The 23931-nt window shown below is 62.5% G+C and carries 18 protein-coding genes; 6 read left to right on the top strand and 12 right to left on the bottom strand.

Translation table 11 applies throughout. The features are described 5' to 3' along the window. Complete coding sequence (locus FHS06_RS01025; protein ID WP_167044266.1) at nucleotides 1-882, bottom strand: carbohydrate ABC transporter permease; 882 nt, start codon at nucleotides 880-882, stop codon at nucleotides 1-3. 110 nt (nucleotides 883-992) lie between these two features. After that, nucleotides 993-2381 carry an ABC transporter substrate-binding protein gene (locus FHS06_RS01020; protein ID WP_243845231.1) on the bottom strand — a complete coding sequence of 463 codons (1389 nt, stop codon included), beginning with the start codon at nucleotides 2379-2381 and terminating at the stop codon, nucleotides 993-995. 205 nt (nucleotides 2382-2586) lie between these two features. Here FHS06_RS01020 and FHS06_RS01015 point away from each other — a divergent pair, with 205 nt between their 5' ends. Next, on the top strand, nucleotides 2587-3600 hold the full coding sequence (locus FHS06_RS01015; protein WP_243845230.1) for a LacI family DNA-binding transcriptional regulator: 1014 nt from the start codon (nucleotides 2587-2589) through the stop codon (nucleotides 3598-3600). Here FHS06_RS01015 and FHS06_RS01010 read toward each other — a convergent pair whose 3' ends face one another. Genes FHS06_RS01010 through FHS06_RS00975 form a run of 8 tightly spaced genes read right to left on the bottom strand, consistent with a single transcriptional unit; the run spans nucleotide 3601 to nucleotide 12087 of the window. Further along, nucleotides 3601-4866: an MGH1-like glycoside hydrolase domain-containing protein gene (locus FHS06_RS01010; protein WP_167044257.1), complete on the bottom strand. Its 1266-nt coding sequence runs from the start codon at nucleotides 4864-4866 to the stop codon at nucleotides 3601-3603. Further along, nucleotides 4866-6662: a D-apionate lactonase family protein gene (locus FHS06_RS01005; protein WP_182486461.1), complete on the bottom strand. Its 1797-nt coding sequence runs from the start codon at nucleotides 6660-6662 to the stop codon at nucleotides 4866-4868. The genes FHS06_RS01010 and FHS06_RS01005 overlap by 1 nt, the downstream gene beginning before the upstream one ends. Nucleotides 6663-6676: 14 nt before the next feature. Then, nucleotides 6677-7435, bottom strand: coding sequence for an SDR family NAD(P)-dependent oxidoreductase (locus FHS06_RS01000; protein WP_167044254.1), 759 nt, complete (start codon nucleotides 7433-7435; stop codon nucleotides 6677-6679). 3 nt (nucleotides 7436-7438) lie between these two features. Further along, nucleotides 7439-8302 (bottom strand): phosphogluconate dehydrogenase C-terminal domain-containing protein, encoded by an 864-nt coding sequence (locus FHS06_RS00995; RefSeq protein ID WP_167044251.1) that lies wholly within the window; start codon nucleotides 8300-8302, stop codon nucleotides 7439-7441. Beyond that, nucleotides 8299-9093: a sugar phosphate isomerase/epimerase family protein gene (locus FHS06_RS00990; RefSeq protein WP_167044248.1), complete on the bottom strand. Its 795-nt coding sequence runs from the start codon at nucleotides 9091-9093 to the stop codon at nucleotides 8299-8301. The genes FHS06_RS00995 and FHS06_RS00990 overlap by 4 nt, the downstream gene beginning before the upstream one ends. Next, nucleotides 9090-9860, bottom strand: a complete 771-nt coding sequence (locus tag FHS06_RS00985; RefSeq protein WP_167044245.1) for a triose-phosphate isomerase family protein — start codon at nucleotides 9858-9860, stop codon at nucleotides 9090-9092. Before FHS06_RS00985 ends, FHS06_RS00990 begins: the two co-directional genes overlap by 4 nt. Next, nucleotides 9860-10336: a ribose-5-phosphate isomerase gene (locus FHS06_RS00980; RefSeq protein ID WP_167044231.1), complete on the bottom strand. Its 477-nt coding sequence runs from the start codon at nucleotides 10334-10336 to the stop codon at nucleotides 9860-9862. The genes FHS06_RS00985 and FHS06_RS00980 overlap by 1 nt, the downstream gene beginning before the upstream one ends. Then, a complete protein-coding gene (locus FHS06_RS00975; protein ID WP_167044228.1) occupies nucleotides 10333-12087 on the bottom strand; it encodes a dihydroxyacetone kinase family protein in 1755 nt (584 codons plus the stop codon). Before FHS06_RS00975 ends, FHS06_RS00980 begins: the two co-directional genes overlap by 4 nt. 138 nt (nucleotides 12088-12225) lie before the next feature. Here FHS06_RS00975 and FHS06_RS00970 point away from each other — a divergent pair, with 138 nt between their 5' ends. The 5 genes from FHS06_RS00970 to FHS06_RS00950 all read left to right on the top strand — a co-directional run bounded on the left by FHS06_RS00970 (nucleotide 12226) and on the right by FHS06_RS00950 (nucleotide 19535). Continuing rightward, nucleotides 12226-12966, top strand: coding sequence for a FadR/GntR family transcriptional regulator (locus tag FHS06_RS00970; protein ID WP_167044226.1), 741 nt, complete (start codon nucleotides 12226-12228; stop codon nucleotides 12964-12966). A gap of 221 nt (nucleotides 12967-13187) precedes the next feature. Continuing rightward, the gene (gene adhE, locus FHS06_RS00965; protein WP_167044223.1) at nucleotides 13188-15887 is read left to right on the top strand and encodes a bifunctional acetaldehyde-CoA/alcohol dehydrogenase; all 2700 of its coding nucleotides are present in this window, start codon (nucleotides 13188-13190) and stop codon (nucleotides 15885-15887) included. A 146-nt stretch (nucleotides 15888-16033) separates the two neighbouring features. Beyond that, nucleotides 16034-16927, top strand: coding sequence for an aldo/keto reductase (locus FHS06_RS00960; RefSeq protein ID WP_167044221.1), 894 nt, complete (start codon nucleotides 16034-16036; stop codon nucleotides 16925-16927). A gap of 104 nt (nucleotides 16928-17031) precedes the next feature. Then, nucleotides 17032-18081 carry a nucleoside hydrolase gene (locus tag FHS06_RS00955; protein WP_167044219.1) on the top strand — a complete coding sequence of 350 codons (1050 nt, stop codon included), beginning with the start codon at nucleotides 17032-17034 and terminating at the stop codon, nucleotides 18079-18081. Then, complete coding sequence (locus FHS06_RS00950; RefSeq protein ID WP_167044216.1) at nucleotides 18078-19535, top strand: DUF1593 domain-containing protein; 1458 nt, start codon at nucleotides 18078-18080, stop codon at nucleotides 19533-19535. Before FHS06_RS00955 ends, FHS06_RS00950 begins: the two co-directional genes overlap by 4 nt. 101 nt (nucleotides 19536-19636) lie before the next feature. Here the strand turns inward: FHS06_RS00950 and FHS06_RS00945 are convergent, their stop codons facing one another. Both FHS06_RS00945 and FHS06_RS00940 read right to left on the bottom strand, forming a co-directional pair. Next, complete coding sequence (locus FHS06_RS00945) at nucleotides 19637-22414, bottom strand: alpha-L-rhamnosidase (protein WP_208387854.1); 2778 nt, start codon at nucleotides 22412-22414, stop codon at nucleotides 19637-19639. Beyond that, nucleotides 22411-23919 (bottom strand): glycoside hydrolase family 43 protein, encoded by a 1509-nt coding sequence (locus FHS06_RS00940; RefSeq protein WP_167044213.1) that lies wholly within the window; start codon nucleotides 23917-23919, stop codon nucleotides 22411-22413. The genes FHS06_RS00945 and FHS06_RS00940 overlap by 4 nt, the downstream gene beginning before the upstream one ends. Nucleotides 23920-23931 lie beyond the last annotated feature (12 nt).

Here is a 23931-nt window from a genome sequence, read left to right as displayed (position 1 = left end):
TCAGATGGTGTTATCGCGTCGCGATGAACGGAAGATCAGCAGGGTGACTGCGAGACACATGACCGTCAGCAGCAGAGCTATCGTCGAACCGTAGCCATAGTCGCTGTACTGGAACGCCGTGCGATACATGTACAGCGTGAGCGGCGTGGTCGAGCTACCGGGTCCGCCGAGTGTGAGGGCGTATACCGAATCGAAAACCTTGATCGTGCCGTTGATACTGAAGATGAATGACGCGTAGAGGATCGGAAGCGACATCGGCAGCACGATGAAGCGAAAGAGCCCGAAGCCGCGTGCACCGTCGATGCGCGCCGACTCGATGATCTCGTCCGGAATGTCGAGAAGCCCGGAAAATACGAGAACTCCGTAGAAGCCCATGGAACGCCAGACATCCATGATGACGATGACGACAAATGCTGTCGTTCCCGACCCGAGCCAGTCGACGCCACTCAGGCCTACGTTGACCAAGAGCTCATTGACGAGTCCGTCGTTCGGTGCTGATTGAAACAGTTTTTGGTACAGCAACGACACTGCCACTGTCGGCAGGACCACCGGAAAGAACACGAGGGTGCGAACGAGTACCGACGACTTGCGGAGGACGAAGTTGTAAAGCAAAGCAAGGCCGTAGCCGAAGACGACCTGGAACAGCGTTACGAGAACTGCATATTTCACCGTGAACCAGAAAGCGTCTGCGATGTACGGGTCGGTGAACAGTCGCTCGAAGTTTGAAACTCCCGCGAACTGAAATCCTCCGAGCGCGCTGCCGTCGAAGAAAGTCAGCACGAATGACCAGACGACGGGCACGAGAATGATGAGGGTGTACACGACCAGCGCTGGCGTGAGCAGCAGCATGATCGCCTTGCGATCTCCGAGAATCGACTTCATGAGATGGGCTTTCGCGTTCGGGGGGAGAAGAGAAAAGAATGCGCCCCTGGGCGCGGATGCTTTCTGGCGGGGCCGACATGGATGGCGGCCCCGCCAGAAGTGCGCGATGGTTACGGGTTATCGAGTGCGTCCTGGACGAGAGTCATGAACTCGTCTGGCGTCATCTGTCCCGTGGCAAGAAGCGCCGCGTTGGTTGAAGAAATCGAGCTTGCCTTTGCGTTGAAGAGTGCTTCAAACCACAGCACGCTGTCGGTGGCGCCCTCGATCTCGTCCTTGATGGTTTCGGAGATGACGGGAAGATCCACCTCGACGTCGGAAACGAATCCGGTGATCTGACCCTGCTCGATGGCCTCGTTACCGAAGTTTTCAGTGATGCACTTCAGCCAGTCCGCAGTCTTCGGGCCATAGGCATCTTTGCTGAATGTAGACGGGAGCCCCACGTTCGATGGGTACTCGTCGATGCTGCCTGCGCCACCTTCGACCGCGGGGAAGCGCATGAAGCCGACGTTCTCAGTGCCGATCTGGTTGCTGTCGCTGTTGATGTTTCCCAGCAGCCAGCTGCCCATGTAGATCATCGCCGCGTTGCCCGTGAGGAACTCGTTGGTCGCCGCGTCGTAGTCGAGGGATGCGACGTTGTCGCCGAAGTAGCCCATGTCGCCGATTTCAGCGATCTGTGCTGCGGCCTCGACGTATTCGGGGTCAGTGAGCTTCGCGTCACCATCGGCGATCTTTTGCATCGCGTCAGGGCCGAGCGATCGGAAAAGGTAGCCACTCACGAGTCGCGTCAGCGGCCAGCCCTGTTCCCCGGATGCTGCGAACGGCGTGACGCCAGCTGCATCCGCTTCCCCAGCGACTGTCATCAAATCGCTCCACGTTTCGGGAACTTCCCAGCCGTTCTCTTCGAAGATCTGCGTGTTGTAGAAGAATCCTTCGATGTTGTACTGGAACGGCAGGAAGTTGAACTCGCCGCCGTACAGCTTTTCGATCGTCGAAACGGCGGCATCGCTCACCTTGTCGCGAACACCGAGTTCTGTCATCGCCTCATCGAGATCCAGAATCACTCCCGCGTCCCAGAGCTTTTCGCCTTCCGCGGGGTTTCCACCGGCAGCGAACATGGAGGGGAGGCCTCCTTGGCTCGCAAGAAGCTGCATCTGGGCGTCGATTTCTGCCTGCGGAATGCCGCTGATCTCGAGCGGTTGCGCCTCGTTTTCAGCCTGGCACTGATTGTTGGCGAGAGCATCGAGAATGGGCTCTGTCGTCGTGTTCTCTGAGTTGATGACGTAGTCGAGCATTTCGTGGTCAGCTCCAGTCGCGTCTCCGCCGCCGTCGCCGCCATTGCCGCCAGAGCAACCCGTCAAAACGAGGGCGCTCACTCCGGCGATTGCCAGAGTACTGAAAAGCGGCTTCGTAAAGTTCCGCTTAGATGCTGTGATCACAATTCCTCCTTGAAAAGTGCGGGTGTCTTCATTGAGACGTTTGTCGTCATTGAGACGTTTCAAGTATGGATCGTAAGCGAGATATTTGGCGACTGTCAAGCCTGGTGATCTGATCGTGACTTTTCTCCTCTCACGCTGGCAATCGGCGAAAATTTTCGTCACGGCTTCATGCCACGTTCGAAATATTGAAACGTTCCGAAAAGGGTCGTTGCGTGCGGATTGATCGGGTACAGTTCTGTTCAATCGCCGAAGGGGACGAGTAAAAATAATGGGCAGAGTTGGAATTCGTGATGTGGCCGATCGTGCCGACGTCGCTGTTGGCACGGTGTCGAACTTCCTCAACCACCCGGACAAGGTTTCTGCTGATAAGGCGCAACGCATTCAGCAGGCAATCGAGTCGCTCGGTTTTGTGCCGAGCAACGCGGGTCGTCAGCTTCGACTCGGCGTCAGCACCGTTATCGGCTACATCGCTCCAGACGTGAGTAACCCCCATTTCGCCGAGATCGCGGAGAGCGTCGAGCTGCGCGCATCAGACCGTGGCGTATCGGTTTTTATCGGAAATTCACATCGCAGCCGCGAGCGAGAAGACGCATATATCCAGGTTTTCGAACAGCATCAGGTTCGCGGATTGCTCGTATCCTCGCACGAACCGATTGAGGAGCGGCTTGCTCAGGTGCGTAGGCGGGGGACTCCCTCAGTCTTGATCGGTCAACGTGCTGCTTCGCTCGACCAGCCCTCGGTGTCAATCGACGATGTCTCGGGCGGGCGTCAGGCCATGCAGCATTTGCTCGACATCGGATGTCGTCACGTCGCCTTCGTGGGAGGACCGCTCGGTATTCCGCAGGTCTCGGCGCGTCTTGCCGGCGCGAGCGAAGTCGCACGGGGATCCGGAACCACACTCGAGGTCATCAACATGCCCGACCGAACAGTTCGGGGCGGGCACGAGGTCGGAGAAGCTCTCTTGCAGCGTCACGCTGCGCAGCGGCCCGATGGAGTGTTCGCAGTGAACGACCTGTTGGCGCTCGGTATCTTGAACGCAGTGGCGACGGGTGGGGTGCACGTGCCACGAGAAATGGCCGTCGTCGGGTATGACGACAACGAGTTTGCCGAGGCGTCGCTCATTCCTCTCACGAGTGTGCGGGGGCGTCATCAGGGTTTCGGTACTGCGGTGATGGACTTGCTTTTTGACATGATTGAGCGCCGTCCAGTGGAGGATATCCACCGGGTTCTCGAGCCTGATCTGATGGTTCGTGCGAGTTCGGCCGGTATTGGGTCGATCTAGTTAGAACTCAGTGACCATGGTGCGACCCTCGAGGTACGCCGTCATGTTCAGCACGAGGAAGTTCCAATTCTGAAAGCCCTTCGTCATGATCGGCTCACCGGTGTCGGGGTTGTAGAACTCGTGAAGCGACCCGTTGGTCTCCAGATCCTGGCCGAAAAGTCGCACCGTCTTTTGCGCCAGATCGCGCGCTTCTCTTTCGAATCCGTACTTTTGCAGCCCGCGAAACACGAGATAGTTGCTCACTCCCCACACGGGGCCGAGCCAATTGGACGGATTATTGGAGGCGCGCAGGTTGTACATTTTCTCCAGCTTGGAAAGCGTGCGCACTCCGAACTGGGCGTGGAACGTTTCGGGCTCAAGATATCGATTGACCATGCACTCTGCGCGCTCTTGAGACACGAACCCTGCCCACAGCGGCAGAAAGCTTGACCAGTTGTCGATCCGCATAATCATCGAAGACCACGTGCGTGGTGCGCCACGGTGCAGCCAGTCTTCGGCATCGATCGGGCGGAGATTGAGATCGACGCTGTAGTAGGTGCCGTCGCGCTCGTCCCAGCAGTGTTCGTTGACGGCATCCGCGAGATTTTGCGCGTGGCCTCGCCAGATGTTTGCCTCCGAGACCTGATCTAGCTCTTCGAGGAGATAGCCATACGCGAGGAGTTCGCGGTAGAGCAGGCTGTTGAGATAGATCGACGCCGTGCTCTTTGCCGGTCGATAGTAGGCCGACGGGTCGTTGTCGACGCCGATGGCGAAATCCGTTTGCCAGTAGGCCAATCCGGTTTCGGCATGCACGTGGCTCTCGAGGTAGCGAGAAACAAAGGCGCCGAGGGCCGGCATATCGTCGCGCAGCCATTCGGCACTGCCACGGCGGCGGGCGAGCAACGCTGCCTGCTGCGCGAGCACCGGTTTGTGCATGTTTTCTGAAAATCCGGCGCCCCGCGACGGGTCGCCGTGCAGCACAGGGCCCTCAGGCTTCAGCAGAATAGGCATGACGCCATCGGTGTCGGTGTGCTCGAGGAAATTGCGGATGACGCCCTCTTCGTACGCGCCAAAGTGCCCGGCACGCCCAGTGTCTGCTTCGACCTGTCCGAGCACGACGCTGATAAACCACGAGTCCCAGTCCCACAGTGCCATCGAGTAGTAGGGCGACTCCGGGCTCGAGGGCACGGTGTACGGGTGGGTGAGGATTCCGGATGGTTCCCGTGTCATCTGTTCGCAGTTGGTGCGGATGTGATCTTCAAGCAGGGGTATCCAACGATCAAGCATCAGTGCTCCTCGGGAGAATTCGGCAGCGGGTTTGTGAAAGCTGTTGAGGCTCCCGACAGGAACTGCCAGGCGAAAGGTGCAACGAGCACGCGCTCGACACCCGTCGAGGTTGTCACGTCGATGTCGCGCGCCACGGTGTCGAGATTGGCAACGAGCACTGTTGAGGTCTGGCTGTCAGCGAGTGCACCGACAGCCCACACCAGTCCGTCTGGGCTCGTGCCAGAAAGGAGCGGCGATCCTGCAAGCCCAGCGACGGCGTTGATTGCATCGAAGGCGGGTGTTGGCTCCCCGGCTGACGAGCGGATGCCTCGTGGCCCCCACTCTTCGAAATAACTGAGCGATGCAACGCCCGGAATCGCGAGTGCCGCAGCACTTGCGATCAGCCAGGCACCGAGCTGTGGCGCGCTCTGGCGGGGGTCGACGCTGCCGGTGAATTCAGCACCGTACCCCTCGGCGAGGTCTGCGCGAGACGGAGCGGGCTCCGGCGCAGTCGCCACGTCGTTGAATCGCGGGCGAAGCGCGATGGGCCCGATGTGGACGGGGGTATCAGCAATATATGCGACGGCCGCTTCCGCGATCAGACGTTGCATTGCGACTGATTCGACGAGTTGCTCGGTTCCGAGTGAATGGAAGAGTGGCGTGAACGTGACGGCGAGCCCATCGAGGTCGCGCGGGAGGCGATGGCCCTCACGGTTCAGCTCCGTGTAATGCGAGCGTGAACCGCCGACGACTGGTGTTCTCAGGCCGTGGGCTGCGAGCGCATCCCGAAGAAGCGCGTCGGCGCGAGCGTCGGTCACATGTCGGGAGTCGCCGGTGCGCTGGAATGCGCCGATTCGCACAAGTCGCTGGCTCGGGAGCAGTGCGACCGCGGAATGAACGGCTGTGGGGTTCGCAGTGTCGAGCACGAGACGCACATCGAGTGCGAGTGGCTGCGCGAGCGCGCGTTCGAGAGCGCTGCGCCAATTGGCGGTCGCAAGATCGAGCTCGACGAGAAGCTCAGAGCCAATCGGTTCGAGCGCGGGAGCCGGGTCTGGACCGGTAGCGGCGGACACCCCCACAGCGGGAAAAGGTGCACCGGCCGCGTCGAGCCGGATCTGCGCGACGGGTGACCTCGCCCCGGGAGAAGCATCGGGCAGTGGTGAGACGGTGACCGTGACCGACTGCGAGACGCGCGAGTCGGGCTTGAGTCGGTAGGGGAAAGGCAACGAAAGCGGTCTGCTGTATGTCTTGAACGAGGCATCCGTCCAGTTGCGCTGATCTTCCATCTCAAAGACGTCACCCGAAAACGCCACGTGAACCCCGAGACCCGCGTGTTGCCACGCGAGGCCAGCGATGTCGAAGACCGGCTGGTGCGCGCTGATCTCGACCGGAAAGCTGCTCACCGACGTAGAACCGTCGGGGTGCGTTGCCTGCAACGCTGCTCCGGCGAGAAGCGGCGGATGCAGCACCACCAGGCCGGTGCGATTGGTTTCCCACTCCACGGCTGATAACGCGTCGAATTCGACAGTGAGTGCGCGATCCGATGCCCGGACACGCACGTCTCCGGACAGATCAGCACCGAAATCCTGAGTGCGCAGTCTCAGCGTGAGCACTTCGGGCGTCGTCGATACGGAGTTGATGACCCACCCCGCGGTGTTCCAGTCACGGTCACGCGCAACAGCACGGATGCTTCGGAGTACCGGCCGACCGTCATAGCTGATGTCGGCGAATTCGTCGTCGCGCAGGTGCACTTGCCACGCGCCGGACTGCCAGAGCAGCGTCGGCGCGTGGGAAGAGTTCCATGCATCGAGTGTCATATGGGGCGATTCGGTTACAGCGTCGTCATGCCGCCATCGACGGCGAAAAGCGCGCCGGTCGCGAATGCGGAGTCGTCGCTCGCAAGAAACACCATGATGCCTTCGACATCGTGGGGTGTGCCAGCGCGGCCCATCGGAATGCGACCGACGATGGCTGCGCGCGCTTCGGGGTCGGAGGTAATCGCCGTCACAAGCGTCGTTTCGGTGTAACCCGGCACGACAGTGTTCACCCGTATGCCATCGCGTGCATAGGCCGCAGCTACTGTGCGTGCCAGACCATGAATCCCGGCCTTCGTCGCGCTGTAGGCGGTGAAATCCTGGCCCTCGCCGTTGAGCCCGGTGGGGCTTCCGGTGAGAATGATCGATCCGCCGTTCGCGTCTTTCATCGCACGCACAGCGTGCTTGACGGTGAGGAATGTGCCGGTCAGGTTGATGTCGACAGTGCGCTGCCAGACAGCGAGATCGAGGTCGCCGATCTTCGCGTCGTGCCCGAAGAGCTGCACTCCCGCGTTGGCAACGACGACATCGGGGGTCCACCCCGCAGCGATGAGTTCTGCGAAGCCGCGTTCGACGGATGCTTCGTCAGAAATATCGACGATGGCAGCTTTTGCGACGTCAGCGCCGAGAGCCTCGACGGCGGCGGCAGCCGCTGCTTCGTCACGGTCGGCAATGATGACGCGCGCACCCTCGGCGGCGAATCGCGTAGCGACGGCGTACCCGATCCCGGTTCCCGCACCCGTAACGAGTGCGGTCTTGCCCATGAGTCTGCTCATGATCTACCTCTCGATGGTGTCGAGGTGAAGCATCCGCGCGAGGTTCTTATCGAGCTCGTCGTCACGGAAAATCTTCTTCCAATCATCTTTGATGATGCTCTCGCGACCGTAGTCCATCGCGATGAGGCACGCGTCGCTGAAGGGATTGTCGCCGCGGAGTCCGTTCGCGAGAGCGACCTGAGTGTGGCCGTACAGGATGCTGCGCGCCGCCGCCTCCGGAACTCCCATGGTGTTGATCGCTTCATCGAGCGCTTCGTTCAGAAGTGACCCGATCATGCAGGCGACAGTCTCAACGAGGGTCGGCTCCAGCTGGGCGAGCTGCTTGATCGTCACCCAGTGCACGTCGATGATCGGCGCGTAGATGGCGCGGACGGTTGCCTCGACGATGGCCTGCTTCGCGGCGTCATCGCTCTCGATCGCAGCGATCGCGTCTTGCGGGGCGGCGATGCCACCGAATGTGTCGGCCCACTCTTCGGGTGTCTGGCGCTGCAGAAAGATCGAGGGGTGGCAGGGGTGCGCGACTGCCTGAATGATGCCATCGCGCGTGGTCAGAAGACCCGCGTAGGCGGCGGCCGGGTCGAGGGTCAACACGATCGCACCGTGTTTCATCAGCGGAACGATCTCGGCTGTCACCGGGGAGAGTGCGAGGTCGGGGACGGCGAAGACCACGATGTCGGCGTCGGCAACAGCTGTGGCGGCGTCGGTCAGCGAGCGGCCGGCATCCGTTGTGCGCTGCTGGCCGGCGGGGGAGTTCTCCACGTAGAAGACGCTGTGATCGGTACGAGCGAGGTTGTTCGACACTCGCATTCCCATTTTTCCGCCCGCGCCGAGAACGGCGATCGTGTAGGTATCGCTTGTAGTGGTCATGTCGTGCTCCTCAAATAGTCGACTGTGGTGCGGGTCCATTCCCGCTCGGTGTGAACTGTGGTTTCGGCGTCGCCCTGCCAGGGGAGCCAGTGCTCGACGATTTCGTTGATGCCGCGCTCGCGCGGCCGGACCTTTTCAAGCAGGTGAGGGTAGTCGTGGAGCCCCGCGCCCATGGGTGCTCCGGAATAGGTAAAACCCACCCAGCCGTCTTGCCGCGCGAAGGCGAAGTCTTTGGCGTGCACGTTTTTCACGAGCGCCGCCGTCTGCTCGACGCAGTCGCGGGGGTGCTCAAGGCGCGCGACGATGTTGCCGGGGTCGAGGCAAATTCCCACGCTGTCGCTAGCGACGTTCTCGACCAACCCGATGAGATCTCGGGTCGCAACCTGCTCATACGTTTCAAGGGCGAGGGTGACTCCGGATGCCTCGTACTCGCCGACGACCGATCGCAGCTGCGCTTCGGCCTCAGCGAGGGTAGGGCGAGACGTCGGGCTATAGAGCATGCTCCGCACGAGCTGTGCGTCGAACACTTCGGCAAGCTCCAGATACCGTCGAAGGTGCTGCGGCTCGACACCTTTTGTGCCGAGCTCGATCGTGAGCCCGAGGTGGCGAGCGGCAGCTGCGGCATCCGAAAGCTCAGCGTCGCTCATGGTGTCGAGCGGTGCATAGTCGCAGATTTGAAAGAGGTCGACACCGAGGTCGCGCGTTGCGGCGAAGGCTCCGGCGAGCGAGAGCGGAGTGCCCGCCCGCTCAGAGTGCTGCCAGAAGAAGGCATAGGTGCCGAGCCCGATCATGACGTGCTCCGTGCGGCGGCGAGCGACGCTGCTTCATCGAGAACAGCGACGAAGGCATCGGGGTCGTGAGCGAATCGTCCGAGAAAAAGCCCGTCGGCGGCACCATCGAGTGCTGTCAAGAGACCGGGCCCCGCTGAGCCGCCGTAGATCACTGCACTTCCACGACGGTTGTCGAGCGCATCTACCGCGGCGCGAAGTGCCGCCGTGACGGCGGCAATGTGGTGCGCCGGGGCAGGCTCCGGAGCACCAATTGCCCACACCGGTTCATATGCCACGATGAGTGCGCCAGCGGCGGACTCGGCGATCGCGGAATGCAGCTGCGCAACGGTTGTGGCCGCGGCATCCGTTGGGCTCATGTGCGCGGTTTCACCGAGGCACAGCACCGGGGTGATGCCTTCAGCAAGCGCGGCTGTTGTTTTGGCTGTCACGACGGCCTCAGATTCGGCAAAAAGGCGTCGTCGCTCGGCGTGACCGATCTCGGCAACCGCGACGCCGGATTCGACCAGCTCGCTGGCAGAGATCTCGCCGGTGAATGCGCCCGGCGGATACTCCGAGACATCCTGAGCGCCGATCTTGATCGGAGTGTCGGCAAACGTTCGGACGGCGTCGTCGATCTGCAGGTAAGTGGGAATGACGAAGACTTCAACCGCTCCAGAGCGAACAGCGTCGTGGAGTCGAACCCGCTCGGCTACCTGCTCGAACCAGGCCACGGCTTCGGCTCGTCCGAAGTAAGTCTTAAGGCTGACGCCAACGGTCACTTTGCCCATCAGCACGACCCGGTGGTCTCGTATTCGCCGATGACGGCAACTTTTTCAGCGCTTGCCGACGTCGGGTCGAAGCGGTACGTCAACCATTCGCGCACGAGCCGCCGAGCGAGCTCGATGCCCACAACACGCTGTCCCATCGTGAGTACCTGCGCATCGTTCGAGAGCACGCCGCGTTCGACTGAGAATGAGTCGTGCGCCGTGACAGCGCGGATGCCGGAAACTTTGTTCGCAGCGATTGCCACGCCGAGCCCCGTGCCGCAGATGAGGAGAGCCCGGTCGGCCGTGCCGGCGGCGACCTGCTCGGCAGCCGCGATTGCGACCCTGGGGTACGGCGTGTGGCCGTCGGCGTTGACGCCCACATCGACGACGGAGGCAACGCCAGCGTTGGTGAGAAGGTCGGCTTTGAGGATCTCCTTGTAGTCGAAGCCGGCGTCATCGCAGCCGATGACAATGCGGAGGGGGGTGGCTTCAGTCATGAGTGAGTCCTTTCGAGCGTGCTGTCGGCTGGTGCTGCTGACAGAACTGTTGAGATCGCGTTGACGATGAGCGCGAGTGAGTACGCTCCCGGGTCGGGTGTGCCGACGCTGTTTTTTCCGTGGGCACGAGCGCGGCCCATGCGGGGCATGAGGTCGGCGGTGGCCGCCGCCGCTGTTGTCGCGACGGTTGCTGCTGCGCTCCAGGCATCGGCCAGGGTTTCTTCGCCGTCGATGCTGCGCGCGAGGGCCTCAGAGAACGGCACGAGCACATCGACCATGGTCTTGTCGCCGAGTTCGGCCTTGCCGTAGCTCATAACGCTTTTCGCTGCTGCCGCAACTCCCAAGGCGACAGCTTCTGGAGCTGGGCGCCCCGTGTCTTCGAGGCGAAGTGCGACCTGACCGAGGATGAGCCCCCAGAGGGCTCCCGATGTGCCGCCGGCACGGTCCGACCAGGCATCCGCTGCCTGAGCGAGCACTGTTTCGGCCCCCGCTCCCGCGGCAAACGCTGCGGTTCCCGCGGCTTTCGCCGCGCGTGACCCCCGCTGCATGCCGATGCCGTGGTCGCCGTCGCCCGCGATCGAGTCGAGCCGTCCGAGTTCGTCGACGTGCAGATCGACAGTGGTTTCGATGACGTTGAGTACGGCCTGCACAGTGGATGCCACCTCGCGGGATGCGGCGTCGGTGGGCGGTACGTCGGTGAGCGCTGCTGTCGTGGAGGTGGTGGCATCCGCTCGTTCTGCGGGCACAACCGAACCGCGGCGGTAGGCCGGAGTGTCGACGGGGGTATCCCACAGCGACTCGAGCTCATCGTCGAGCCAGAAGAGAGTGAGTGAGGTGCCGGCCATGTCGAAGCTCGTGCAGTACTCGCCGACGTGCGGATCGACGATGTCGATTCCCGCCTCGGTGAGCAATTGCGCGATGCGCCGGTAGACAACGAACATTTCCTCGTATTTGAGCGAGCCGAGGCCGTTGAGAATCGGCACGACACGGGCGCCTGCGATCTCGATGCCGTGGGGCACTTCTTCGAGCAGCCGCGAGACCAACAGCTCGGCGAGCTCGTCGGCTGTGGGGATGCCGGTTTCGTCGATACCGGGTTCGCCATGGATGCCGAGGCCAACCGCCATTCGCCCTTCGGGGACGCTAAAGAGGGCATGATCTGCGCCCGGCAATGTGCAACCGCTGAAGGCCACACCGAACGAACGAGTTCGACCGTTGGCGAGACCCGCGAGCCGGGTCACCTCGGTGAGATCAGCGCCCGCTTCGGCCGCTGCCGCTGCGATACGAAAGACCGTGAGGTCGCCCGTGATGCCGCGACGCTTGTGGAGCTCTTCGCGGCCTGCGCTGAAAATGTCGTCGGTTACGGCAAGGCTTTCGCAGTCGATACCGTCGTCTCGCAGCCGCTCTTGTGCTGCGTCGAAGTTGAGGACATCTCCGGCGTAGTTTCCGTAGCTCAGGAAAACTCCGCCGCCGTTGTTTGCGGCTTTCGCGACCGAGTACACCTGCTGCGTGCTGGGGGAGGCAAAGAGGTTTCCCATAGCGGCACCGTGCGCGAGGCCCTGTCCGACCAAACCGCCGAACGCGGGGTAGTGGCCCGAGCCGCCGCCGACAACGACGGCAACCTGGCCCACTGGCGAGACGGTGCTTCGCACGACTCCACCCGTGACGCGTCGAACGTAGCGCTCGTTGGCGGCGACGAAGCCCTCGATCATCTCGTCGGCAAAGTCTGCGGGATCGTTCCATAGTCGCGTCATCGCGGCTCCTCGGGCGCTGGGGTACGTGCAGGGTTGCGTTAAGTGTGCCAAACCGGTTGACCAATTGCAAGCATCCGGTTGACCAGCGTGCGACTGTGTTTTGTCATGGAGGGGGAGGCGGGCGGGTAAGTTGTTCGCATGCCCGCGTACCCTGATGAGCGTTCAAACGAGATCGCCGCGTCACTTGGCACGCTGCCCGCGGGCACACCCGTCTCGGAGGTCGCGCGCCGCCTGCTCGATCTCTTCACGAGCGGTTCGATTGAGCCAGGTACGCGGCTTCCGCCCGAGCGCCAGTTGGCGACAACTCTCGGAGTGGGCCGATCTGCCGTGCGCGAGGCCCTTGCCGCCCTGGAAATCATCGGCATCGTTGACGTTCGCCCGGGGTCGGGAACGTATCTGAGGGGCACGGCAAGCGAACTGCTTCCGCAGACGCTCCGCTGGGGCTTGCTGATCGGCGAGCGCAACACTGCGGAGCTGCTCGAGTTGCGCTCTGGTCTTGAAATCTACGTCGCCCGCTTGGCGGCCGGTCGTGCGGAGCCATCCGCACTGGAGTTACTGTCGCTGCATGTGGAGCGTATGCGCGAGAGCGTTGCGGATCTCCGCGCGTTCGCGAAAGCAGATCTCGAGTTTCACCACGCACTCGCCGCCGCAGCAGGCAACGCGGCGTTGATCGACATGCTGCACGTCGTGCGCTCGCTCCTGCAGGTTTATGCGGATCGGGCGGTTCATGACGCAGCAGAAGTTGCGAGCGCTATCGATGAGCACGATGCGATCTACCGGGCAGTCGCCGGCGGCGATGAGGATGCCGCCGCGTCTGCCATGGCGGTACACATGGCCACGGCATCCGCCCGCCTCTCCGCTGCCGCCCGCACCCCCTAGCCCCACGCTCGCCCCTCGCGCCCGCACCCTCATCTCGCCGCTGACTTGCCCGTTTTTGTGGGTGTTGGCTCGCCAGCACCCACAAAAACGGGCAAGTCGCGCGTTGGAGAAATTTGGGATCACGGCGGGACCATGGTCCCTAGTGTGGTCAGACCACATTAGGCACGATGGTCATGGGAACAAGGAGCGGGCAGTGGGTCCGCACCGGGTAGGAGGCTCTCATGTCCGGCAGCATCGATGCACTCGTCGCGCGCGCACAGATTGCGCTTGATGAATACGCGTCCTCCACTCAAGAGCAGATCGACTTCATCGTGCGTAAAGCTTCGGTCGCAGCTCTCAGTCACCACGGCGAGCTTGCAGAGCTTGCGGTAGCCGAGACCGGTCGCGGTCTCTTCGAAGACAAAGCAGTAAAGAACATCTTTGCGTGCGAGCACGTTACCCACTCGATCATCAAGCAGCGCACAGTCGGCGTCATCTCGACAGACGAGATCACCGGCATTACCGAGATCGCAGACCCGGTCGGCGTCGTGTGTGCGCTCACCCCGGTGACGAACCCCACCTCGACTGCGATCTTCAAGGCGCTCATCGCGTTGAAGACACGGAACCCCATCGTTTTCGGGTTCCACCCGGCAGCACAGAAGTGCTCCGCTGCCGCCGCGAAGATTGTGCGCGACGCAGCCGTTGCCGCGGGAGCCCCGGTCAACTGCATCCAGTGGATCGAAGAGCCGTCTCTCGCCGCATCGAACGAGCTCATGAACCACCCCGGAGTTGCCCTCATCCTCGCGACGGGCGGCAACGCGATGGTTCGTGCTGCATATTCCTGTGGCAAACCGGCCCTCGGCGTCGGTGCCGGAAACGTACCAGCATTCATTGAACGCACCGCCAAGATCGGTCGCGCTGTAAACGACGTCGTGCTGTCGAAGTCGTTCGACAACGGCATGGTCTGCGCGTCTGAGCAGGCCGTCATCCTCGATGCGCCGATCGCCGAAGAGGCGATGGCAGAGTTCGTTCGGTTGCACGCCTACGTCGTGAATGCTGAAGAAAAGCGCCAGCTTGAAGAGTTCATTTTCGGAGTGAAGGCCAATGCGAAGAACTGTGGCGACGCCAAGCTCAACGCGGCAGTTGTTGGTCAGACACCGATGTGGATCGCGCAGCAGGCGGGCTTCACCGTTCCGGAAGACACGTCGCTCCTCATGGTGGACGTTGCCGAGGTGGGGCCCAGCGAACCACTCACTCGCGAAAAGCTTGCCCCCGTGCTCGCAATCCTCCGGGCCAAGAATGCCGAAGAAGGAATCACCCTCTCGGAGCAGATGGTCAACTTCGACGGCCTTGGCCACTCGGGCGCGATCCACAGCAACGACCAGGCGGTCATCGCGGAGTTCGCAAAGCGCGTCAAGGCTGTTCGTATTATCGAAAACGCACCCTCGGCGCTCGGCGGAATCGGCGATATCTACAACGCCTTCATGCCGTCGTTGACCCTCGGTTGTGGTTCATACGGTCACAACTCGGTGTCGAACAACATCTCTGCAGTCAACCTCCTGAACGTCAAGCGCGTCGGACGCCGCAACAACAACCTGCAGTGGTTCAAGGTGCCGGCCAAGACCTATTTCGAGCCCAACGCGATTCGCTACCTCATCGACATGAAGGGCGTTGACCGCGTCACGATCGTCACCGACGCCACGATGACGAAGCTCGGTTTCGTCGACAAGGTGATTGACGTTCTGAACCGCCGCCCCAACCGCGTGCACCTGCAGATTATCGACCGGGTGCTGCCCGAACCGAAGCTATCCAGCGTTGTCGCGGGTGCTGCAGAGATGCGGGAATTCAAGCCTGACACGATCATCGCCCTCGGTGGTGGGTCGCCGATGGATGCCGCCAAGGTCATGTGGCTGCTCTACGAAAACCCCGAAGTGCAGTTCTCGGACATGCGCGAGAAGTTCTTCGATGTGCGTAAGCGCGCCTTCAAGTTCCCCGACCTCGGCAAGATGGCGCAGCTCGTCTGCATCCCCACCACGTCGGGTACCGGTTCTGAAATGACACCCTTCGCTGTGATCACCGACGACGAAACCGGCAAGAAGTACCCCCTGGCCGACTACGCGCTGACCCCATCGGTTGCGATCATCGACCCGGCGCTCACGTCGGCGCTGCCCGCGAACGTTGTCGCTGACGCTGGGTTCGATGCCCTGACGCACGCCACCGAGGCGTACGTGTCGGTGTACGCCAACGACTACACCGACGGATTGGCCCTTCATGCGATCAAGCTGATCTTCGAACACATCGAGCGCAGCGCCAAGGCAAAGTCTGGCAGCACCGACCCCGCCGACATGCTTGCTCGCGAAAAGATGCACAACGCGGCATCAATTGCGGGAATGGCATTCGGAAACGCATTCCTGGGGATCGTGCACGCGATGGCCCACGTCACTGGATCCAGGTTCCACCTGATCCACGGGCGCACCAACGCTGTCTATCTGCCCCACGTCATCCGCTACAACGGCCGTATCCCCACCAAGCTCACGAGCTGGCCCAAGTACGAGCGCTACATCGCTCCGGAGCGGTTCCAAGAGATCGCACGACACCTCGGGTTGAAGGCATCCACTCCTGAAGAGGGTGTGGAATCTTATGCCCGTGCTGTCGAAGCTCTTCGCGACGCGATTGGTATCGAAAGCTCGTTCCAGGCGCAGGGTGTTTCTGAGACCGAATTCATCGGTCAGCTGGATGCCCTGGCGATGGCGGCCTACGAAGACCAGTGCGCACCGGCAAACCCACGGATGCCGATGCTCGCTGACATGAAAACGCTCATGGAAGCCTCCTATTACGGCACGTCGTTCGATGAGGTGCGGGCGCACCGTGTCGAGGTCGCAGCCGCTGGAGAAGCCCCCGCCGAGGTGGTCGCTGAAAAGCTTGCCACGAAGGGCGCATAGCGTCTCAGGTTCGATGCCCGGTAGATCCGAAGGGGGATCTGCCGGGCATCGTTGCGCGTGGAGGCGTTCTGTGAGGTGGGCTAAATTGTGGGGACGCATGCCGCTTCGGCTATCCGCGTACCACCGACTCTCAACGGAGGCAGCACGTGAAGATCGCACCAAGTCCAGTAACGCTCGGCACCTCAGGACTTGGACGTGGGACTGAACCCGGTAGCCCCGAAGAGCAGGCTGCCGTCGATTCTGCGGTAGCCCTGTTCGAGTCCGCGCACACCTACGTCGATACATCGAACAACTATTCCGAGGGCCGTTCCGAGGCTGTGCTCGGGCTCGCACTCCAGCGCGTGGGCGCGGATGCTGAGCCACACGTCGTGACCAAGGTCGATGAGGATCCCGAAACTCGCGCGTTCGACCGTGATCGAGTGCTGCGTTCATTCGAGGAAAGCTGCGCGCGGCTCGGTGTCGACACACTGCCACTGCTGCATTTTCATGACCCGTACGCTGTGACAGTATCTGAGGCCATGGCGCCGGGCGGCGCTGTCGAGGGGCTGATTGAGCTTCGGGATGCCGGTGTCGTCGGAGCGATCGGCATCGCCACCTACCCGATCGACGAAATGACCGAATACATCGGTACCGGGGTTTTCGACGCCGTCCTCAGTCACAATTGCTTCACTCTCGTTGACCGGAGCGCTACGCCGCTGTTCGAAGACGCGCGTGCCCGCGGAATGACGGTGTTCAATGCTGCCCCGTTTGGCAGCGGAATTCTGGCGAAGGGTTCAGCTGCGGCATCCACCTATGCCTACCGCGAGCCGTCTGCGGAACTTCTCGGCCGAGTCGTGAAGATGGAAGAGGTCTGTGCCGCTCACGGTGTGCCGCTCGCGGCAGTTGCGCTTCACTTTTCGTTGCGCTCGCCGCTGGTTGATTCCACCGTCGTCGGAATCAAGACCGAGCGTCGCCTTCACGAGCTCAATGAGCTCATGGCCATCGAGATCCCGGACGAGATTTGGGTCAGCATCGAAGAGATCCAGGCGACAGCGATCTAACCGGCGCGCGGATGCAGCGACTACCAGGCAGGGCAACAATTGGTCAACCGGTGCACCAATGGTAACCTGGGGTGACTTCACCCGAGCCTGAGAAGGGGTCATAGATGACCACCATCCCCGAATCCGACAGCCTGCAGATCGCCGCGTCGACTCGTAGGTGGCAGCTGGGCGAATCCCCCTGGCAGGCCATCCAGCCATCAGCGGGCCCGCGCGCACGGGTGATCATCGATAACGACTTCTCGGGCGACCCCGACGACCTCATTCAGATCGTCCACCACGTGCTCTCGCCGAGCGTCGACATCCGAGCGGTGGTGGCCTCGCACCTTCGGCCGGGCGACGTGTTCGACTCAAGTGCGCACACGGCTGACAATGCTGCAGCGGTAGTCAAGGGCGTTTTTGCCCGCATGGGGCTCGACTCGGCTGATGCCATCTACACCGGCTCGAACCACGCGCTCCTCGACCGAGAAACCCCGCAGCACTCGCCGGCTGTCGACGCGATTATCGCCGAAGCGCTCCGTGACGATGTCCAATCTCCCCTGTTCTATGTTGCGGGTGGCGGGCTCACCGATATTGCCTCGGCGTACTTGATCGAGCCGCGCATCGCTGATCGACTGACCCTCGTCTGGATCGGCGGAGGCGAACATGAAGAGCTTGCAGCTCCGCCGCCAGGTGCGATGCCCATCGAATACAACCTGCTGATCGATGTCGTTGCGGGACAGGTTGTTTTCAACGACTCATCGTTGACGATATGGCAGGTGCCTCGCGATGTGTATCGCCAGTGTCTCGTCTCGGATGCCGAGCTTCGACTGCGCGTAGCCGCCACAGGGCCCCTCGGGCGATATATGTACGACGAAATCGCACGCGTTGTCGGGATGGTCGGCATTCACGCCTCAGGTGCCTCGGAAACATACGCGCTCGGCGATTCACCGCTCGTGCTGCTGACAGCGCTGCAGTCGATATTCGAGCCCGACTCCGCATCGAGCCAGCATGTTGAGCGATCGACACCGGCACTCGACGACGATGGTGGCTACAGCGCGGTTCCGGGTGCGCGTCCGATGCGTGTTTATACGTGGGTCGACACGCGACTGATGTTCGAAGACTTTTATCTCAAACTGGCGGAATTCAGTCGCTGGCATGCCGAGGGTGCGGCGTGAGCGAGAAGAGAGTCGAAGCATCGATGCGGCCCCGCACCATCGTCACGGCCGACCCGGAGCTCGACGACCTCAACTCGATGATCCGCTTTCTGCTGTACAGCAACGACGTCGAGGTCGCCGGTCTCGTCTACGCGAGCAGTCAATTTCATTGGCGTGGCGATGGTCAGCACACGCCCTTCTTCCGAGCCGATCGCGAGTACTCCGAGCCGCAGACTTCCTGGCGGTGGGCACCGGGTGAGCGCTTCATCGAGGATGCGGTCGATGCGTACGCGGAGGTTTACGGCAACCTTGTTGTGCACGATCCTCGATATCCGACCCCTGCCGCCCTTCGTGCGGTCGTGCGCGAGGGCAACGTGGATTTCGAAGGCGACACGAGTTCTGAGACGCCGGGATCGCAGCTGATTGCCGACGTGCTCCTCGATGAGCGAACAGATCCGGTTCACCTGCAGATGTGGGCTGGCCCGAGCACTGTTGCGCGTGCGTTGATGTCGATCGAAGAACGTTTCGCAGCAACGGACGAATGGCCCGCGGTGCACGCAGCCGTGTCAGCGAAGGCCATCATCACGAAGTTCGCCTCACAGGATGCCTCGTACGACGACTACATCGCGCCGCACTGGCCCGACATCCGGGTGATCGAGGTCGCCACAGCTGGGTGGGGTTACATGATCCGCACAGTTTTACCCGCACCGGACGCGTCGCTGATCTCAGCGGATTGGCTGCGAGAAAACGTCACGCGCGTCGGGCCGCTGGGCGCTCTCTACCGCGTGTGGGGCGATGGTCGCCAGATGGTGCCGGGAGACCTCACTGACTACTTTCACCTCTCCGGACTCTCGGCCGACGAACTGCGTGCAGCGGGATATCAGGTGTGGATCGACCCGCAAAAGGCGGGGGAGTGGATTTCGGAGGGTGACAGCACGAACATGCTGAACCTCATCGTTCCCGGGCTTCGAGGTCATGAGCATCCGAGCTATGGCGGCTGGGGCGGATACGCCGCACGGACCGACGACGGTGCCGACACCTGGGCGATCGCCGACAGCGCTTTCGGGGGCCGCGGCGATGAGACCTCGGTGATGCGCTGGTTCGCCGATGCCCAAACTGACTTCGCAGCACGACTGCGATGGTCAGTGAGCGGCAGCTTCGAAGAAGTGAATCACCATCCCACGCTGCACGTCGACCGGCGTGACATTGACGTTTCACCCGGGGAGCGCGTGGAGCTCCGGGCCTACACGAGCGACCCTGACGGCGATGCCGTCACCGTGCGCTGGTGGCACGACGCCGCAGCGAGCACGGTCGCTGGCGCCGTCGCCGTGTCGCCCGGCGGGGAGGCCGCGACTATCGCCGTTCCCACAACGGCCACACCCGGTGACACCATCCACATCATCGCCGAGGCCGAAGATGACGCCCCGCATCCGCTCAAGTCGTATCAGCGCGTGATCCTGACGGTGCGCCTTTAAGCCCCCCAAACCTGCTCGCGAAGGGTCGCAACATGCCGCTATGGCATGTGCCGCGCGGTATCAATTCGGCGTGTTGCGACCCTTCGCGGGGCGGGGCGGGATCAGGCGGTGGCGGAGCGGATGGCGGCGTCGACGGCGTCGAGGAGTGGCGGTGGGCTGAACATCAAGGCCGAGGCAACGACACGTCCGTTCGCCCAGACAGTGTCGGCCCGCACGGCTTCTGCGCGGTCGGCATCGAACGTTGCCACAGTGTCGAGAAGCGCACGATACGCGCGTGGGTCGTCGATGACAGCGGCGAGCGAAGCTTGTAGCCCGGGGAGCTGCTGGCGCGGGACTTCGGATGCCGCGGCAAAGCGCCACTCGTAATGCCCCGAGCCCACCGCGAACTCTGCTTCGCCGGGCAGGTCGACTATTGCCGTCGCATTGGCGGGCACAGCCGCTGAGACGACGATCTCGCTGCCCTCGCGCTGCCACGCCACGGATGCCTCTCCGTACGGTGTGCCATGGCGCGCAGACGCGTGGTCGAGCGCCGCCAGCGGGCGCGGAGCGATGCGCAGAGTGCGGTAGCCCGGTGCCGCCGGCGCGAGGCCCGCCACCGTGCGATGCAGCCAGTCGGCCACCGCGCCGAGAGCGTAGTGGTTGAACGAGGTCATCTCGCCGGGGTTAACGGACCCGCCGGGCAGGAGGGAATCCCATCGCTCCCACACCGTCGTGGCACCCATAGTGATCGGGTAAAGCCACGAGGGGCACTCCGTCTGCAGCAAGAGCCGCTCAGCGACGGCAGTATGGCCGTTGTGCGCCAGCGCGTCGGTCACGAGCGGTGTGCCGACGAAACCGGTAGCGATGCGATAGCCACCCTCGCGCACAAGAGCTGCCAGCCGATCTGCCAGCGCTTGTCGTACGACCGAATCGGTCACGAGGTCGAACTCGAGGGCCAGGGCGTAGGCGGTCGGAGCATCACTCATCATTCGCCCCGCTGGAGTCACATACTCCGCAACGAAAGCACACCGAGTGCGCTCTGCCAGCGCCGCGTAGGTCGTCACATCCGCCGAGTTGCCGAGAAGCGCTGCTGCGTTCGCGACCTGCCCAAGCGAGCGTGCAAGGTAGGCGGTTGCGACGATGTCGCCATCAACCTTGGCCTGCCCTGGCTTGTCGGGCGGGGCAGAGGGGTCGAGCCAGTCGCCAAGCTGCATCTTGCCAGCCCACAGTCCCCGGTCGTCAACGCTTGCGAGAGCGGAATCCACCCAGGTTTTCATGCTCGGGTATTGGGCTTCGATCGCACCCACATCGCCGAATCGCTCATAGAGCACGGTCGGAACCACCGTCGCAGCATCCCCCCACACGGCGGTGGGCCCGCCACCTCCAAACGAGGGGAGTGCCGCGGGAATCACCAACGGCACCGACCCATCATCAGTTCGATTTTGCTCGTGTGTGAGGTCGCGTAACCACGACACGAGGAAGGCATCGCAGTCATAGAGGAAAGCGGCGGTCGGGGCGAACACCTGAATGTCGCCGGTCCACCCGAGGCGTTCGTCACGCTGCGGGCAGTCGGTGGGGATCGACAAAAAGTTGCCGCGCATTCCCCACACCACATTTTCGTGGAGGCGTTCGAGCATCGAATCGGATGCCGTGAACCACCCGGTTCGTGTCATGTCCGTGTGAAGCACGACCGCTTCGACATTCGAAGGGCTGACGTTGACGCCCGTGATCTCGGCGTAGCGAAATCCATAGAACGAGAACCGTGACTCAAGGGTGTCTTCTTCGCCCGACAGGTCGAACGAGGCCGTTGCTTTCGCATTCCGCAGGGGCCGGATGCTGAGCTCGCCGTGCTCGAGAACTTCGGCGTGACGCATCACCACTCGTTGACCCGCTTCGCCGCGGATCTTCACACGCAAGCGCCCCACGAGGTTTTGACCGAAGTCGAGAATAGTGCCGCCGGAAGGGCTCGCCAGAATCTCAGCAACTGGCAGTGTCTCGATGCGACGCACTGGCGGTGCAATGCGTGCCTCAGGCACGGGGATATTCTCGTAGCCGGGCTGTGACGCGACGCCTACGCGAGCGGGGGCCCATGCTGATGCCGTGCGCCGGAGGTCTTGATGTTCACCCGCGTAGATGCCGCTGTCGATGATCGTGCCGTCGCCGGCTGCTTCCCACCCGTCTCCGGTTGCGGCGACGGTAGAAATGTCACCGTCTTCGTAGGTCACCCGGAGTTGCGCGAAGAACGACGGTTGTGTGCCGTAGAGACGGTCGGCGAACTCGTAAAACCCGTACTTCTCGGTGTACCAGGCACCGGCAACCGTCGCGCTGAGTTCATTTTCGCCGTCGATGACGAGATGAGTAACGTCGACGCTTTCGTGCACAAGTCGGTCTCGATACGCGGTCCAGCCCGGTGACAGCACGTCTTCTGAAACTGCTTTCCCGTTGACTTCCGGTTCGGCAACGCCCAGTGCTGTCCAGAACAGTGTTGCGTGGGATATCGGGCGATCGAGGGTAAATCGAGTGCGCGCAACAAAGGGTTGCGCCGGGCGGTCAGGAGAGCGGAGGCCGATTGGTTGAGCGATCCATTCGCCCTCCGACATGAAGCCGGGCTCGACAAGCAACGGAGCGCTCCAGTCAGTTTCGGCGTTAGCTGTTGACCGCGCACGAACGCGTATTTCCCGTACCTCTCCGGGAGACAGTGCGGCAAAAGGCCATGCGACAAGCACGCTGTCGCGGCCCTCGAGGGTGATCGTTTCCCGGCCGTCCGTCAGATCAGCTGACGCTTGAATCCAACCGTCTGCGGCGGACTCCACCTGCCAGCTCAGCCGTGGTGTCGCCGTCGCGACAAGACCCTCGCGGAGTTCAGCCCGAAGCTGCGTGATGTGTGCGTGAGAAATCAATCGTCGTTCCCCTCGGAGATCCAGCGCTCCACCGCGATTTCGCCCTCGACCGCGTAGACACCGATGACTCGTCCAGTGAACGACTCGGTGACCTCGGATGACAGGAAACGTCCGTCGACTTCGGCCAGTTCACGACGCTCTCCGTCAACGGTGGCGGCGAGGTGGAAAACGTCGCTCGTCGTCACGATTCCGGTGCCTCGGGGTGGCTTGCGGGAAGCGAGGTGGAGCTTCAGTTCGGTGCCAGCGAACGGATACTGCCACTGCTGGTAGAGACCGCCGATGAACGCACGCGCCACGACTTCACCGGTGCCGGCCTCGATCTCGAGACGGAACTGTTCGTCGTACCGGACGGCGAGCCCGCCGACTCCGGCGGAGACATCGAGGTGGACAGTGACCTCGTTGGTGAGGTGTTCCTGACGCCGTCCGACGAACGCCGGCCTCGCATCCGCGAGAGTCGAGCCATCGGCGGTCAGTACGAGGCGGCCGTTCTGCACCCTGGCCACATCGGTGGGAAAACGGCGAACCGCGATCCACTCCGCATCGAGAGGGCCCTCGAACGAGATGTCGATGCTCGTGCCGGGGCGTGGATTCAACTCGACAGGTGAGATGGCTGGCCAGCCATCAGACCAGGTAACCGGTGTGACGAAGGTCTCGCGGCCAAGAGCTGAGAATGCTCGGGTGCCGCTGCGTGGCCGCACTCCCAGAAGCACACAGAGCCACCCGCCGTCGACGCCCTCGACAAGGTCGCCGTGTCCCGTGTTCTGGATCGGTCGCGGCGTGGAGCGCGCCGAGACCAGTGGGTTTGCCGGGGTGCCTTCGAATGGGCCGGCCGGTGAATCTCCGCGCGCGATACTGATCGCGTGCCCGCGCTCGGTGCCACCTTCGGCGAGCATCAGATACCAGCTGCCATCGATGTCATAGAGGTGCGGTGCTTCGGGGAACATGAGCCCCGTGCCCGACCAGAGCGAGCGTGGCTCCTCGGCTGCCCGGTGGGATTCAAGGTCGACCACGACCTGCTGAATGCCGAGATGCGTCGGCGCATTCGGATTGAGGTCGCCGGAGAGTAGGAGGCCAGAAAACGTGACGTAGCAGGTGCCATCGGCATCCCAAGCGATATCCGGGTCGATTCCGAACAGGCTTTGCGAGCCGTCTTCGGTCAGCAGGAGGTCGCCGTCACTCCACGGGCCAGCTGCTTCATCGGAGGTGAAATGCAGCATGCCACGGCCCATGGCATCAGTGATGACGAGGTGGAACTGGTCGCCGTGGTAACGGATCGTCGGCGCCCACGCGCCACCTCCGGTGGGTACTGTCTCAACGCCGAGTTGACCGGGCCGCGTGCCGACATGGCCGATCAGCTCCCAGTTGACGAAGTCACGCGAACGGTGAATCGGGATGCCGGGAAGATACTCGAATGTCGACGTAGCGAGGTAATACCAGCCGCCGACTTTAACGATGCTCGGGTCGGGGTGGAAGCCGTTCAGCACCGGGTTTGGGAGGTTACTCATTGATGACTTTCC

The sequence above is a fragment of the Microbacterium halimionae genome, assembly GCF_011761265.1.
GTDB classification, from domain to species: Bacteria; Actinomycetota; Actinomycetes; order Actinomycetales; family Microbacteriaceae; genus Microbacterium; species Microbacterium halimionae.
This window is presented reverse-complemented; position numbering and strand designations above follow the sequence as displayed.

Excerpts from the sequence above, each read along its gene's own strand:
- FHS06_RS01000 (WP_167044254.1), bottom strand. The coding sequence starts at position 7,435 with ATGAGCAGACTCATGGGCAAGACCGCACTCGTTACGGGTGCGGGAACC.
- FHS06_RS00975 (WP_167044228.1), bottom strand. The coding sequence starts at position 12,087 with ATGACGCGACTATGGAACGATCCCGCAGACTTTGCCGACGAGATGATC.
- FHS06_RS01015 (WP_243845230.1), top strand. The coding sequence starts at position 2,587 with ATGGGCAGAGTTGGAATTCGTGATGTGGCCGATCGTGCCGACGTCGCT.
- FHS06_RS01010 (WP_167044257.1), bottom strand. The coding sequence starts at position 4,866 with ATGCTTGATCGTTGGATACCCCTGCTTGAAGATCACATCCGCACCAAC.
- FHS06_RS00970 (WP_167044226.1), top strand. The coding sequence starts at position 12,226 with ATGCCCGCGTACCCTGATGAGCGTTCAAACGAGATCGCCGCGTCACTT.
- FHS06_RS01025 (WP_167044266.1), bottom strand. The coding sequence starts at position 882 with ATGAAGTCGATTCTCGGAGATCGCAAGGCGATCATGCTGCTGCTCACG.
- FHS06_RS00980 (WP_167044231.1), bottom strand. The coding sequence starts at position 10,336 with ATGACTGAAGCCACCCCCCTCCGCATTGTCATCGGCTGCGATGACGCC.
- FHS06_RS00940 (WP_167044213.1), bottom strand. The coding sequence starts at position 23,919 with ATGAGTAACCTCCCAAACCCGGTGCTGAACGGCTTCCACCCCGACCCG.
- adhE (WP_167044223.1), top strand. The coding sequence starts at position 13,188 with ATGTCCGGCAGCATCGATGCACTCGTCGCGCGCGCACAGATTGCGCTT.
- FHS06_RS00995 (WP_167044251.1), bottom strand. The coding sequence starts at position 8,302 with ATGACCACTACAAGCGATACCTACACGATCGCCGTTCTCGGCGCGGGC.
- FHS06_RS00990 (WP_167044248.1), bottom strand. The coding sequence starts at position 9,093 with ATGATCGGGCTCGGCACCTATGCCTTCTTCTGGCAGCACTCTGAGCGG.
- FHS06_RS01005 (WP_182486461.1), bottom strand. The coding sequence starts at position 6,662 with ATGACACTCGATGCATGGAACTCTTCCCACGCGCCGACGCTGCTCTGG.
- FHS06_RS00985 (WP_167044245.1), bottom strand. The coding sequence starts at position 9,860 with ATGGGCAAAGTGACCGTTGGCGTCAGCCTTAAGACTTACTTCGGACGA.
- FHS06_RS00955 (WP_167044219.1), top strand. The coding sequence starts at position 17,032 with ATGACCACCATCCCCGAATCCGACAGCCTGCAGATCGCCGCGTCGACT.